At 68.3% G+C, this 12,861-nt stretch carries 10 protein-coding genes and 1 pseudogene; 4 read left to right on the plus strand and 7 right to left on the minus strand.

Translation table 11 applies throughout. From position 1 onward, the window contains the following. Positions 1-5: 5 nt before the first annotated feature. The 6 genes and pseudogenes from ACZY0Y_RS08895 to ACZY0Y_RS08920 form a co-directional block, all read right to left on the minus strand. The gene (locus ACZY0Y_RS08895) at positions 6-641 is read right to left on the minus strand and encodes a class I SAM-dependent methyltransferase (RefSeq protein WP_463882999.1); all 636 of its coding nucleotides are present in this window, start codon (positions 639-641) and stop codon (positions 6-8) included. A gap of 16 nt (positions 642-657) precedes the next feature. Continuing rightward, positions 658-2,701, minus strand: a pseudogene (locus ACZY0Y_RS08900) (copper-translocating P-type ATPase). Positions 2,702-2,880: 179 nt separating this feature from the next. Continuing rightward, positions 2,881-4,362, minus strand: a complete 1,482-nt coding sequence (locus ACZY0Y_RS08905; RefSeq protein WP_463957507.1) for a multicopper oxidase family protein — start codon at positions 4,360-4,362, stop codon at positions 2,881-2,883. Beyond that, a complete protein-coding gene (locus ACZY0Y_RS08910) occupies positions 4,362-4,670 on the minus strand; it encodes an SHOCT domain-containing protein (RefSeq protein WP_463883004.1) in 309 nt (102 codons plus the stop codon). Before ACZY0Y_RS08910 ends, ACZY0Y_RS08905 begins: the two co-directional genes overlap by 1 nt. 110 nt (positions 4,671-4,780) lie before the next feature. Next, a complete protein-coding gene (radA, locus tag ACZY0Y_RS08915; RefSeq protein WP_024366064.1) occupies positions 4,781-6,154 on the minus strand; it encodes a DNA repair protein RadA in 1,374 nt (457 codons plus the stop codon). An 88-nt stretch (positions 6,155-6,242) separates the two neighbouring features. After that, positions 6,243-7,370 carry an FUSC family protein gene (locus tag ACZY0Y_RS08920; RefSeq protein WP_463957509.1) on the minus strand — a complete coding sequence of 376 codons (1,128 nt, stop codon included), beginning with the start codon at positions 7,368-7,370 and terminating at the stop codon, positions 6,243-6,245. Between the two features lie 253 nt (positions 7,371-7,623). Between ACZY0Y_RS08920 and pstS the strand changes: the two genes are divergently transcribed. The 4 genes from pstS to pstB all read left to right on the plus strand — a co-directional run bounded on the left by pstS (position 7,624) and on the right by pstB (position 11,765). After that, positions 7,624-8,745 (plus strand): phosphate ABC transporter substrate-binding protein PstS, encoded by a 1,122-nt coding sequence (pstS, locus tag ACZY0Y_RS08925; protein ID WP_463883006.1) that lies wholly within the window; start codon positions 7,624-7,626, stop codon positions 8,743-8,745. A 142-nt stretch (positions 8,746-8,887) separates the two neighbouring features. Then, positions 8,888-9,820 (plus strand): phosphate ABC transporter permease subunit PstC, encoded by a 933-nt coding sequence (gene pstC / locus ACZY0Y_RS08930; protein WP_024366061.1) that lies wholly within the window; start codon positions 8,888-8,890, stop codon positions 9,818-9,820. Further along, positions 9,821-10,930 (plus strand): phosphate ABC transporter permease PstA, encoded by a 1,110-nt coding sequence (pstA, locus tag ACZY0Y_RS08935; RefSeq protein ID WP_463883008.1) that lies wholly within the window; start codon positions 9,821-9,823, stop codon positions 10,928-10,930. It abuts the gene before it with no gap. A gap of 55 nt (positions 10,931-10,985) precedes the next feature. Further along, positions 10,986-11,765 carry a phosphate ABC transporter ATP-binding protein PstB gene (gene pstB / locus ACZY0Y_RS08940; RefSeq protein WP_463883009.1) on the plus strand — a complete coding sequence of 260 codons (780 nt, stop codon included), beginning with the start codon at positions 10,986-10,988 and terminating at the stop codon, positions 11,763-11,765. 78 nt (positions 11,766-11,843) lie between these two features. On the opposite strand, the gene ACZY0Y_RS08945 is transcribed toward pstB, so the two are convergent. Next, positions 11,844-12,860, minus strand: a complete 1,017-nt coding sequence (locus ACZY0Y_RS08945; protein WP_463883011.1) for an inorganic phosphate transporter — start codon at positions 12,858-12,860, stop codon at positions 11,844-11,846. Position 12,861 lies beyond the last annotated feature (1 nt).

Here is a 12,861-nt window from a genome sequence, read left to right on the forward strand (position 1 = left end):
GGCCGTCAGGGTTTGCTGGCTACCCCCAGGACGTGGACCAGCCGGGGGTTGCCGGGGAGGACCGAAAAGCCGAAGCGCTCGAGACCCTGCACCGTGAGGCCCGCCCCGGCGATCACGCCGACGGTGTCCCGGTTGGGGTGGCATCCGCCTGCCATCCGGCTCCACAGCGGTGTGACCAGGTCTTCGGCGGCCGCCAGCATGCGGTGCGCCGAACGGACGTGTTCATAGAACAGCAGCAGGCCGCCCGGCCGCAGTACCCGCACCGCCTCCGCGAGGGCTGTGGACTGGTCCGCCACGCTGCACAGCACCAGGCTGGAGACGACGACGTCGATCGACGCGTCCGCCGCCGGCAGCGATTCCGCCACGCCGTCCTGCACGGTGACCGGCACTGGTGCAGTCCTGGCAGCGGCCAGCGCCAGCTCCCGGAGCGTGGCGTCCGGTTCGAGGGCCAGCACGCCGGTCACCGCGGAAGGGTAGAACGGGAAAGTGGCCCCGTAGCCTGCCCCGATTTCGACGACGGCGCCGTGCGCCGCTGCCAGGAGGCGCCGGCGGTGGTCCGCGGCCCCGCGGGCGTCCATCCGCGGACCCACCCGGGCGAAGGATCTCCCGAATGAGGGGTTGCGTGGTGGGGTCTCCGGCATGGGGGTCACTTTCAGGTCAGCCGACGTCCGCGGGGTTGAGTTTCAGGCCCCGCAGCAGCTGCGCGTTGAGGGCCACCACGATCGTGGAGGCGGACATCAGCACGGCCCCGGCGGCGGGGGAAAGGACGATCCCTGCGAACGCCAGGACGCCGGCGGCCAGCGGCACCGCAATGATGTTGTAGCCCGTGGCCCACACAAGGTTCTGCCACATCTTCCGGTAGCTCGCACGGGACAGATCCACCATGGACAGCACCGCCCGGGGGGTCGTTCCCGGCCAGGACCACGCCGGCGGACTCCACCGCGACGTCGGTGCCCCCGCCGATCGCGATGCCCACCTCGGCCCGGGCCAGCGCGGGGGAGTCGTTGACGCCGTCCCCCACCATGGCCACCTTGAGGCCGCGGGACTGGAGCTCGGCCACCTTCTTGTCCTTGTCCGCCGGCAAAACCTCGGCGAAGACCTCGTCAATGTTCAGCTCGGCGGCCACGGCCCGGGCCACCTGCCGGGCGTCGCCGGTGATCATGGCAACCTTGATCCCGCGGTGCTGCAGCGCCGCGACGGCCTGGCGGGATTCCGGCCGCACGGCGTCCTCAAGGCTCACGGCGCCCAGCACGGCGTCGCCGTCCACCACATGAAGCACTGCCGCACCCCGGTCCCGCCAGGCAGCTGTCGCGGCCGCCAGTTCCGGGGGTTCCCCTGCCTGCAGCTCCCTGAGCATCGCGGGGCCGCCCACCCGGACCGTCCTGCCGCCGATCGTGGCGCGGACGCCCCGGCCGGTCAGGGAAGTGAAACCGGTCGCCAGCGGGACAGTGAGTCCGCGCCCGCGGGCCGCGGCGACGATCGCGCGGGCCAGGGGGTGCTCGCTGTCCGATTCCGCTGCGGCGGCCAGGGAGAGCAGCTCACCAGGGTCCGTCCCTTCGACGGCGGCCACGTCCTTCAGTTCCGGCTCACCCTTGGTCAGGGTCCCCGTCTTGTCGAACAGCACGACGTCGACCGTCCTCATCCGTTCGAGCGCCATCCGGTTCTTGATCAGCACGCCGGCCCGGGCGGCCCGCTCCGTGGAGATCGCGATGACCAGCGGGATGGCAAGGCCCAGCGCATGCGGGCAGGCGATGACCAGCACCGTCACGGTGCGTTCCACGGCGTCGGGCACGCTGCCCAGCAGTGTCCAGGCGATGAAGGTGACGACGCCGGCCCCGGCCGCGAAATAGAACAGGAAGGCGGCGGCACGGTCCGCGAGTGCCTGGGCCCGTGAGGAGGATGCCTGCGCCTCGGCCACGAGCCGCTGGATCCCGGCGAGGGCGGTGTCCTCGCCGATGGCAGTGACCTGAACGCGGAGGCTGTTGTCCGTGGCGATCGTGCCGGCGACCACCGGGTCGCCCGGGGATCGGAGGACGGTCTTGGACTCACCCGTGATCATGGATTCGTCGAATTCTGTCTGCCCCTCGGTCACAGTTCCGTCCGCCGGCATCCGCGCGCCGGAACGGACCAGGATGGTGTCGCCGCTCCTGAGCTCGGAGACACCGACAATCTCGGTTCCGGACCCGGTAATGCGTTCGGCCTCATCCGGGAGCAGCGCCGCGAGGGCATCCAGCGCGCCCCGGGCGGAGCCGAGGGCGCGCATTTCAATCCAGTGCCCCAGCAGCATGATGTCAACCAGGAGGGCCAGTTCCCACCAGAAGTCGAGGTCGAAGCCGCCGATCCCCAGGGTGGTCACCCATGAGGCGGTGAACGCGACGGTGATGGCCATGGCGATCAGCAGCATCATCCCCGGCTTGCCGGTTTTCAGCTCGTTCAGTCCGCCTTTGAGGAACGGCTGGCCGCCAGAGAAGAAAATGACGGTTCCGAGGACGGGAGGAATCCAGCCGGAGCCGGGGAACGAGGGAGGTTCGTAGCCGAGGAGTTGCCCGAACATGGGGCTGAAGAAGACCACCGGGACCGCCAGGACGAGAGTCAGCCAGAACCTGTTCTTGAACATCGCCACGCTGTGACCGGCGTGCTGGCCGTGGCTGTGCACCAGGTGCTCGTCGTCCTGCTGCGGCGCGGGGCCGCTGCCGCGCATCCCGATCGTGCCGGGTTGCTGCCCGGCCGGGCCTCCGTGCTGATGGTTCAGCTGCGGGCCGCCGACTGCGTGGCTGCCGTGCCGGTGTTCCATGATGCGCGCTCCTGGGGGATCCATCGATGTGCGGGTTGAGCTTCACGATACCCCTAGGGGGTATAATTCACAAGAGGTTTCCCCGGTCAGCGGACCTCGATCACGCCCATCATTCCCAGGTCCTCGTGGTCCAGGATGTGGCAGTGGTAGACCGCGCGGCCGCCGAAGTCGCGGAACGCGACCCTGACTGTGGCCCGCCCGTTCGCCCGCACGTTCACCACGTCCCGCATGATGACGGATTCGACCGCCAGGCCGTTGTCCTCGATGAGCTGCATCGGCCACACATGCAGGTGGAAGGGGTGGTCCATCGGGCTCGTGTTGACCAGCGTCCATTCCTCCACGGTTCCGGCTGCCACGATCGTGTCCGTTCGGGACTCGCTGAATTCACGGCCATTGATGCTGAACTGCATCATGCCGCCCATGCCTCCGCCCATGCCTCCCGATCCCGCCCCCATCGCCAGGACCAGTTGCCGGCGTGCCGCCACGGCGGCGGTCCGGAGGTCCGCCGGGGCCGGCCGCACCGCGACGGCACCGGGCACGGCCGCGGATTCGCCGCTGACCCGAAAGGTCGCCAGTGCGGCTGCCCCGCGGACCGGGGACGGCGCCTGCCCCATCATTCCCGGCATGCCGCCGCGGTCATAGGGGAGGGCCTGCAAAGTGGATTCGCCGTCGACTGCCGTCACCAGCAGGTCCGCCCGGTTGCCCGGCGCCAGCAGGAGTTCGTCCACGGCTTCGGGAGCGGGGGACCGGCCCGAATCCATGCCGAGCAGCTCCAGCCGCTGGCCGTCCAGCCGGAGCCGAAGGAAGCGGGCGGCGCAGGCGTTGATGATCCGCCACCGCTCCCGTTCGCCCGGGCGGGCGATGAGCAGTGGCCTGCTCTGCCCGTTGAGCAGGAGCAGTTCACCTTCCCGGCCCGCCATGCGCTCCATCTGCGACACCGCGGCTATGTTGCCGGCACTGTCCAGGGTGGTGTCCGAGACAAGCAGCACACGTTCCACGCTCACCGGGATGGGTTCGGGATCCTCGACGATGATCGCCCCGAAAAGCCCTGCAAAAATCTGCCCCGCAACCATGCCGTGGTGGTGCGGGTGGTACCAGTAGACGCCCGGCGGGTGATCCGGCGGCAGCCGGTAGCTGTAGTCGAAATCCGCTCCGGACTGGACCGTGACAAACACATTGTCACCGTTGGCCTGCGGGGACACGTGGAGGCCATGGACGTGCAGGTTCGTTGGTTGGTCGATGCTGTTCACAAGCCTGATGCTGAGCTCGTCGCCGGGGCGCAAGCGGAGGGTGGGACCCGGGACAGTGCCGTTGTAGCAAAGGGGCCGGGCTGGCCGGCCGCCGAGCTCCACCTGTCCGCGGGCGGCCTCCAGGGTGAGCTGCAGCCTGCCGCCGGCGCTGCGAAGCTCGGGGGGACTGCGCAGCCCGGTCCCTTGCGCGCCCCCGGCCCCGCTGCCCGGCTGCTGGGTGGAAACCAGGGACCACCACAGTCCGGCTCCGCCTGCCACGGTGGCCGCGGTGCCCAGGCCGCCCAGGAGCAGGGCGTCGCGGCGGCTGACGGGCCGCACTAGGGTTCCTCGCCGAGCACTTTCAAGCTCTCGCGGTACTGTTCCGCAGTGAGCTCGCCCCTCGCGAAGCGTTCGTCCAGGATCAGCCGGGCCTGGCTCTTCCCGGCGGGGAAGCCAGGGCCGCCCGGGGGAGTCCCCGGCGGGCCATAGAGCGGGGTGCCGTAGCGGCCGGGCTGGTTGGCGCCGCCGTGGCCGGGTCCGCCGGTGAAGAGCCGGACGGCGAGCAGCACCAGGGCGGCGATCCCGACCAGCAAGAGCACACCCCAGAGCCACATCCAGCCGATACCGTTGCCGTAGTACCCCATCATGGCCAGTTCCCTTCGCCCGCACCCGTGCCTGTCCTGTACCTATACTCCCCCCGATACCGGGCGGAGTATAGGGTCCTAAGTCGCGTTCCGGAGCTGGCTGCAGGAAAGCCTCAGCTGATCAGCAGGCTCAGGGCTTCGGTCAGGTGTCCCACTTCGCGCACCGAGAAACCCGCAGGAATCGGTCCCGCGCCGTTCGGGCTTGCCGGTACCACGGCGTGGGTGAAGCCCAGCCGGTGGGCTTCCTGGATCCGCTGGTTGATGCCGGGCACGGGGCGTACCTCGCCGGCCAGGCCCACTTCGCCGAAGGCAATGAGCCGCTCCGGCAGGGGTTTCCTGGCCTTCGCGGAGGCCACGGCCAGCGCGACGGCGAGGTCCGTGGCGGGCTCGCTGAGCTTTACGCCGCCCACGGTTGCCACGTAGGAATCGTCTTTGCTGAGCAGGCAGCCGGCGCGCTGCTGGAGCACCGCCAGCAGCATGGCCACCCGGGAACTGTCCAGCCCGCTCGTGGCCCGGCGCGGCTGGGCGCTGGAGCTTTCGGCCAGCAGGGACTGTACCTCAGCCAGAAGCGGGCGACGCCCTTCCAGGGTCACCGTGATGCAGGTGCCGGAGACCGGCTCTTTGGTCCGCGAAACGAACAGCCCGCTCGGATCGGCCAGGCCCACAATCCCGTCCTCGTTCAGGTCGAAGCAGCCGACGTCGTCGGTGGGGCCGTACCGGTTCTTGACCGCCCGGAGCAGCCGCAGCCGGGAGTGGCGCTCGCCTTCGAACTGGCACACCACATCCACGAGGTGCTCGAGCAGCCGGGGCCCGGCGATGGAGCCGTCCTTGGTCACATGGCCGACCAGCAGGGTGGTCATGTTGCGGCGCTTGGCGGCGGCGATCAGGGAAGCGGCAACCTCCCGGACCTGCGAGACGCCGCCGGCGCTGCCTTCGACGTCGGCGCTGCTCAGCGTCTGCACGGAGTCCACGATCAGCAGGCGCGGCTCCAGCTTCTCCACCTGGCCCAGGGCCTGGCCGAGGTCCGTTTCGGCGGAGAGGTACAGGGATTCGGCGACGGCGTCGATCCGGTCCGCGCGGAGCTTGACCTGTGCGGCCGATTCCTCGCCCGTGATGTAGAGGACGTCCTGCGCGGTGCGGGCAAACTTGGCCGCGACGTCCAGCAGCAGCGTTGACTTGCCGACGCCGGGTTCGCCCGCCAGCAGGATCACGGCGCCCGGGACCAGCCCGCCGCCGAGCACGCGGTCCAGTTCGTCCACTCCGGTGGGCAGGAAGGCCGCGGTGGTGGCGTCCACCTCGGAGATCCGCCGGGCCGGCTCCAGCACGGTGGTGGCCGCCGTCGTCCGCGCTACGGCGCCGCCGGTTTCCTCCACGCTGCCCCAGGCCTGGCACTCGCCGCAGCGGCCCACCCACTTGGCCGTGGTCCAGCCGCATTCAGCGCATTTGTAGCCCGGCGCCTTGGTGGCCCGGGAAGTCTTGGTAGCCATTGCTCCACCCTATCCGCGCCCTGCGACATGCACGCTCCCGCCCCCACGGCACGCGCCCCGGCAACTACAGCGGCACCTACAGCGGCACCTACAGCGGGGGAAGGATATCCCGGGCTTCCCGGGAGTCGACCCCGGCCGCCTCGAGCAGGTCCACCATCAGCGGACGGAACAACATGACCACCGTTTCGCCCTCCAGCCGCTGCACGTCAAGCAGCCTCGGGTGCAGGCGGCCGGCGATTTCCCGAAGCTCCGTCCGGGCCGTCCGCAGGTGGGCGCGGCGGACGCCGTCGTGCACTTCCGCCAGACCCAGGGAGAGTTCGTCGACGGCGTCGGCGGTGTCCCGCAGGACCTCTGCGATGTTTTGCGTGGCCTCGTCGGACAAGGCCGCATGATTGATGGCGCTGGTCAGGCGGCGGGCAAAGACCCGGCTGTTGCGCAGCGCAAGGTCGATGTAGTCGAGCGACTGTTCCATCTGGTCCAGCTCGTCCCGGTGCCTGCGGTAGGCCGGCGCCAGGGTTGCCACCTCGCCGGAGGACCGCAGAGACTGCCGCATGGCCTCGACGAGCGGCTGGCAGTTCCGCCCCCGGATCAGCGCATGCCAGGCCTGGGTGGAGTCGCTGTAGCTCAGGGCGGAGGCACATTCGCGCAGCACCTCGGCGAGTTCGTGCAGGAGCTTCTTGACGTCGGTGCGGGGTTCCCGGCGCGGGTCCTTCGGGATCAGGATCGTCACCAGCAGGGCGAACACCCCGCCCACGACGGCGTCGATGCTGCGGGTGAAGGGACCTCCCGTCGGCGCCGGCAGAAGCACCACCAACAGGGACTGCAGGCCCAGCTGGGTGGTGAAGATCGTCCCGCTGTCCAGGAACCTCGCGAGCAGGATCGAGAACAGCAGCACGACGGCGGCCTGCCACATCCCGGCGCCCAGCCAGTGCAGCAGCAGGTCCCCGACCACGATGCCGATGGTGCAGCCCAGGCCGACCTCGATCACGCGGCGCAGCCGGGGCTCGCGGGAAAAGCCCAGCGAGATGAGGGAGGACGTGGCGGCGAAGAGCGGGCCGCTGTGGCCCAGCACGTACTCGGCGAACGCGTACGCGCCAACTGCGCAGGCGGTCATCTGGATGGCCGGCATGAGGGAGTTCCGGCTCCGGACCAAGCCGGTGCGGACCCGGCCGCGCAGGAATCGGGCGCTTGCGGAAAGTCCAATAGCGGAGGCCATGCGCTCCAGTCTATTGGGCCGTTGATCCTGCAGTTCGTCGGCGCGGACCCCTACGGCTGTGACGAGGCTAACGCAATGGGGGCCCGGCGGATGTAAGCCAATGTCCCGGCGTCGTTAACCCTCCGTTCATCTCGGACGGCAATTCTCTTCATCTGGGGCACCTAGTTTCAATAGAGGTACAAACCGTACGCATCTTTGCCCGGCCTTCTCCGGCCCGGCACGCACAGAAAATCCCTGGAAGGGGCACATCTCAGTGAAGGCACTCCGCTTCGGCCGCACCTCGGCTATCGCTGTCATCGCAGCTGGCGCTCTCGCGCTGACCGCCTGCGGTTCGGACAACGCAACCAACACGGCCCAGTCCGCCGCGCCGTCCGCCTCGGGCCCCGCAGTTACGGGCACCCTGACCGGCATCGGTTCCTCCGCGCAGGGCGCTGCCATGGACGTGTGGAAGACCAATTTCGCCTCTGCAAACCAGGGCGCCAATGTCCAGTACTCCCCGGACGGCTCCGGCGCAGGCCGCAAGGCCATCCTGGACGGCTCCGCCCAGTTCGCCGGCTCCGATGCCTACCTCAAGGATGACGAGTACGCGAGCTCCAAGACCACCTGCGGCCCCGAGGGCGCCCTCAACATCCCGGTCTACATTTCCCCGATCGCCGTGGCCTTCAACCTGCCCGACATCAAGGAACTGAAGCTCGACGCCGCCACCGTCGCCAAGATCTTCCGCGGCGGGATCACCAACTGGAACGACCCGGCCATCGCCGCCATGAACCCGGACGCGAAGCTCCCGGACCTCAAGGTCACCCCGGTGAACCGCTCCGACGACTCCGGCACCACCCAGAACTTCACCGATTACCTGGCCGCCGCCGCTCCCGAGGTCTGGACCGACAAGGCTGCAGGCATCTGGCCCGCAGCACTGAAGGGCGAGAACGCCAAGGGCACCTCCGGCGTCGTCAAGACCGTGACCGACACCCCGGGCGCCGTAACGTACGCCGATGACTCCGCTGTGAGCGGCAAGCTGGGCGTCGCGCAGATCAAGGTGGGCGGGTCCTTCACGAAGATCTCCGCCGACGCTGCTGCGAAGGCAGTCGACGCCGGGAAGCCGGTTGCGGGCCGCACCGCCAACGACCTGTCGATCAAGCTGGACCGCACCACCAAGATCGAGGGTGCCTACCCGGTGGTCCTGGTCTCCTTCCACGTCGTCTGCAGCACCTACGCAGACCAGAAGACCGCGGACCTGGTGAAGGCATTCGAGAGCTACGTCGTCTCCGACGCCGGGCAGAAGGCAGCCGCTGAGGCCGCCAAGTCCGCCCCGCTGTCGAAGACCCTGCAGGACAAGGCCCTCAAGTCGATTCAGAGCATCAAGGTAAAGTCCTAGGGTTCCCTAGCGCTGACAGGCATAGTGGAAACACCAGCCTGATCCTGGTTCCCTGTCCCGTTACGGCTGTCACCGACGGCCGTAACGGGACAGGGAACCAATGCGTTTGTCCGAAGTACAAAAAGATCTGAAGGATCGTGAAGTGACCACCACCTCCCTGACCACGTCGCGGGGCGCAGGCCGCGCCGGCGATAAGGTCTTTTCCGCAGCCACTTTGGCCGCTGGGTGCCTGATCCTGGCCGTGCTCTTCGGCGTGGCGATCTTCCTCGTCATCCAGGCATTCCCTGCCCTTGTGGCCTCCCCGGACAAGATCCAGGGCGGCGAGGGCTTTTTCGCCTACATCTGGCCGATCGTCATCGGCACCCTGATCGCAGCCGTGATCGCCCTCGTGATCGCAACGCCGGTCGCGATCGGCGTGGCGCTGTTCATCTCCCATTTCGCCCCGCGCAAGCTCGCCTCCGGCCTGGGCTACGTGATCGACTTGCTGGCTGCCATCCCCTCCGTGGTCTACGGCGCCTGGGGTGCCGCGTTCCTCGCCAAGGAAATCTCGCCGGCCTACAACTGGCTGGCCAACAACCTGGGCTGGCTGCCGATCTTCCAGGGACCGGCCTCGGCCACAGGCAAGACCATCCTCACCGCGGGAATCGTGCTGTCCGTCATGGTCCTGCCCATCATCACGTCGCTGAGCCGCGAAATCTTCCTGCAGACCCCCAAGCTGCACGAAGAGGCCGCGCTTGCGCTTGGTGCCACCCGCTGGGAAATGATCCGGATGGCTGTGTTGCCGTTCGGCCGCCCGGGCATCATCAGCGCCGTCATGCTGGGCCTGGGCCGCGCACTCGGCGAGACCATGGCTGTCGCGCTGGTGCTGTCCTCCGGCGTGCTGACCGCGAGCCTGATCCAGTCCGGCAACCAGACCATCGCCGCCGAAATCGCGCTGAACTTCCCCGAGGCCAGTGGCCTGAAAGTCAACACGCTGATTGCAGCCGGCCTGGTCCTGTTCGTCATCACCCTCGGCGTGAACATGATCGCACGCTGGATCATCAGCAGGCACAAAGAATTCTCGGGAGCCAACTAAATGACCTCCACCCTGACCCCCGTCAAGAAGCGTTCGGCCCTCACGAAGGGCCAGCTGCCGAAGTGGGCACCCTATCTGGTCCTCGGCATCGCCGTGGTTCTCGGCGCTGCCGTCCTGGCCCTGATCGGGTTCAACGCCCTCGGCTGGGGCCTGGTCTCTGCGGTCTTCTTCGCCTTTGGCCTGGTCGGCTGGAGCGCCGCCGTCGAAGGCTCGCGCCGCGCGAAGGACAAGCTGGCCAGCTGCCTCGTGGTGGGCGCGTTCCTGATCGCGCTGCTGCCATTGTTCTCCGTGATCTGGACGGTCCTGGTCAACGGCCTGCCCGGCCTCACGGACCCCGGCTTTCTTTCCACCTCGATGAACGGCGTCACCGGGGCCTTCGACAACAAGAGCGTCGATGAAGGCGCCCCGGTGGTCGGCGGCATCTTCCACGCCCTGATCGGCACCCTGCTGATCACGGTAATGGCGACCGTGATCTCGGTGCCCGTGGGCCTGCTGACCTCCGTTTACCTGGTGGAATACGGCAATGACCGCCCGCTGGCCCGCGCCATCACCTTCTTCGTGGACGTCATGACCGGCATCCCCTCGATCGTGGCCGGCCTGTTCGCGGCAGCCTTCTTCTTCGCCGTCGTCGGACCGGGCACCAAAACCGGTGCCGTCGCCGCCGTCGCCCTCTCCGTGCTGATGATCCCCGTGGTGGTCCGCTCCAGCGAGGAAATGCTCAAGATTGTCCCCAACGAACTCCGCGAGGCGGCCTACGCCCTGGGTGTGCGCAAGTGGCGGACCATCCTCAAGGTGGTCATTCCGACGGCGATCTCCGGCATCGCCTCGGGTGTCACCCTCGCGATCGCCCGGGTGATCGGCGAAACCGCCCCGATCCTGGTCACCGCGGGCTTCGCCACCTCGATCAATTACAACGTGTTCGGCGGCTGGATGGCCTCGCTGCCCACCTTCATCTACACGCAGATCCTGAACCCGACCTCGCCGTCCAACCCGGATCCGTCCTCCCAGCGCGCCTGGGGCGCCGCCCTGGTCCTGATCATCCTGGTGATGCTGCTCAACCTCGGCGCCCGCCTGGTCGCCCGCATGTTCGCCCCCAAGACCGGCCGCTAGCCCGGCATGGCGACACCATTCTTCAGTCCGTACCTCCAGCAAGTGAAGGAACATCATGTCTAAGCGCATCGACGTCAAAGACCTGAACGTCTACTACAGCAAATTCCTGGCCGTCGCAGACGTCAACATCAACATCGAAGCCAAGTCCGTCACGGCGTTCATCGGGCCCTCCGGCTGCGGAAAATCCACCTTCCTGCGCACCCTGAACCGGATGCATGAGGTGATCCCCGGCGCCCGCGTCGAAGGTGAGGTACTGCTCGACGGCGACAACCTGTACGGCCCCGGCGTGGACCCGGTCACCGTCCGCTCGCAGATCGGGATGGTCTTCCAGCGTCCCAACCCGTTCCCCACGATGTCCATCCGCGACAACGTGCTGGCCGGCGTGAAGCTGAACAACCAGAAGATCTCCAAGGGCGAGGCCGACGCCCTGGTGGAACGGTCCCTGCAGGGCGCTAACCTCTGGAACGAGGTCAAGGACCGGCTGGCCAAGCCCGGCTCCGGCCTTTCCGGCGGCCAGCAGCAGCGGCTCTGCATCGCCCGCGCCATCGCCGTGGAACCGCAGGTCATCCTGATGGACGAGCCCTGCTCCGCACTGGACCCGATCTCCACGCTGGCCATTGAAGACCTCATCAACGAGCTCAAGGACCAGTACACCGTGGTGATCGTGACCCACAACATGCAGCAGGCCGCCCGCGTCTCGGACAAGACCGCGTTCTTCAACATCGCGGGCACCGGTAAGCCGGGCCGGCTGATCGAGTACGGCGACACCCACGCCATGTTCAGCAATCCGACCGAGAAGGCCACCGAGGACTACGTTTCCGGCCGCTTCGGATAGCCCGACCGGTTCATCGACTGCTCCGCAGGTGCCGTTTTGAGCCCTCAAAAGGGCACCTGCGGAGCAATCGATGGTTCCCTACAGCCCCGCGAGCGGTGACAGGGACAGGGCCAGCACGAAGGCCGCCGCCGCGGTGGCCACCGGGGTGAGCGCCCAGAACATCAGGATCCGGATCACCATTTTCCGGTTGGTGGCAGCGAACCCCTGATTGCTGCCGGAACCCAGGACGGCCGACGTGACAGTGTGCGTGGTGGAGATGGGCCAGTGCAGCCCGATCGCGCCAATCAGCAGGATGGCCGAGCTGAACAGTTGCACGACGGAGCCGCGCAGGGGATCCATCCGGATCAGCCGGTAGCCAATGGTGTAGGAAATGCGCCACCCGCCTGCCAGGGTTCCCGCGGTCAGCAGGGCCGCGGTGAACAGTGCCACCCAGACCGGCATCTCCCGGCCATCCGACAGCCCTGACGCCAGCAGGGCAAGGACCAGGACGGCGCTGGTGCGCTGTCCGTCCTGCAGCCCGTGGGCGAACGCCACGGCGCCCACCGCAATGCTCTCCGCGCGCCGCGCGCGGCCATTCACGACGTTCGGCGGCGTATACCGCGCGGCCCACGTCGCGGGCCAGACCAGCAGGTAGGCGCCCACGAAGGCAATCAGCGGTGAGAGCAGCAGCGGAAGCACCACTTGGGAAAGCAGGGACGTGTCAACGCCCCCGACAGCGTGCCCGCCGACGGCCACGCTCGCGATCCCGGCGCCGGCCAGCCCGCCTACGAGGGCATGCGTCGAGGACGACGGAATGCCCCGCCACCAGGTGTAGATGCCCCACAGCACGGCACTGAGCAGGCCCGCCATCAGGATGGTCAGCCCGTTCTCCCCCTTGGGCAGCTGCACCCAGGTCTGGCTGACGGCCAGGGCCAGTGCGGCGCTCAGCCCGGCACCAACGAAGTTGAACAACGCGGCCAGCAGCACGGCGATGGTCGGCGTGAGGGCGCGGGTCCGGACGGCCAGCGCCACCGCAGCCGAGGCGTCCCGGAAACCGTTCAGGAAGGCGAATGCCCCGGCGAAGACCACCACCAGGGCAAACAGGAGGATGGTCACG

Source organism: Pseudarthrobacter kochi, assembly GCF_055412805.1.

Coding starts and splice junctions, on each gene's coding strand:
- ACZY0Y_RS08895 (WP_463882999.1), bottom strand. CDS start 641: ATGCCGGAGACCCCACCACGCAACCCCTCATTCGGGAGATCCTTCGCC.
- ACZY0Y_RS08910 (WP_463883004.1), bottom strand. CDS start 4,670: ATGATGGGGTACTACGGCAACGGTATCGGCTGGATGTGGCTCTGGGGT.
- radA (WP_024366064.1), bottom strand. CDS start 6,154: ATGGCTACCAAGACTTCCCGGGCCACCAAGGCGCCGGGCTACAAATGC.
- ACZY0Y_RS08920 (WP_463957509.1), bottom strand. CDS start 7,370: ATGGCCTCCGCTATTGGACTTTCCGCAAGCGCCCGATTCCTGCGCGGC.
- pstA (WP_463883008.1), top strand. CDS start 9,821: ATGACCTCCACCCTGACCCCCGTCAAGAAGCGTTCGGCCCTCACGAAG.
- pstB (WP_463883009.1), top strand. CDS start 10,986: ATGTCTAAGCGCATCGACGTCAAAGACCTGAACGTCTACTACAGCAAA.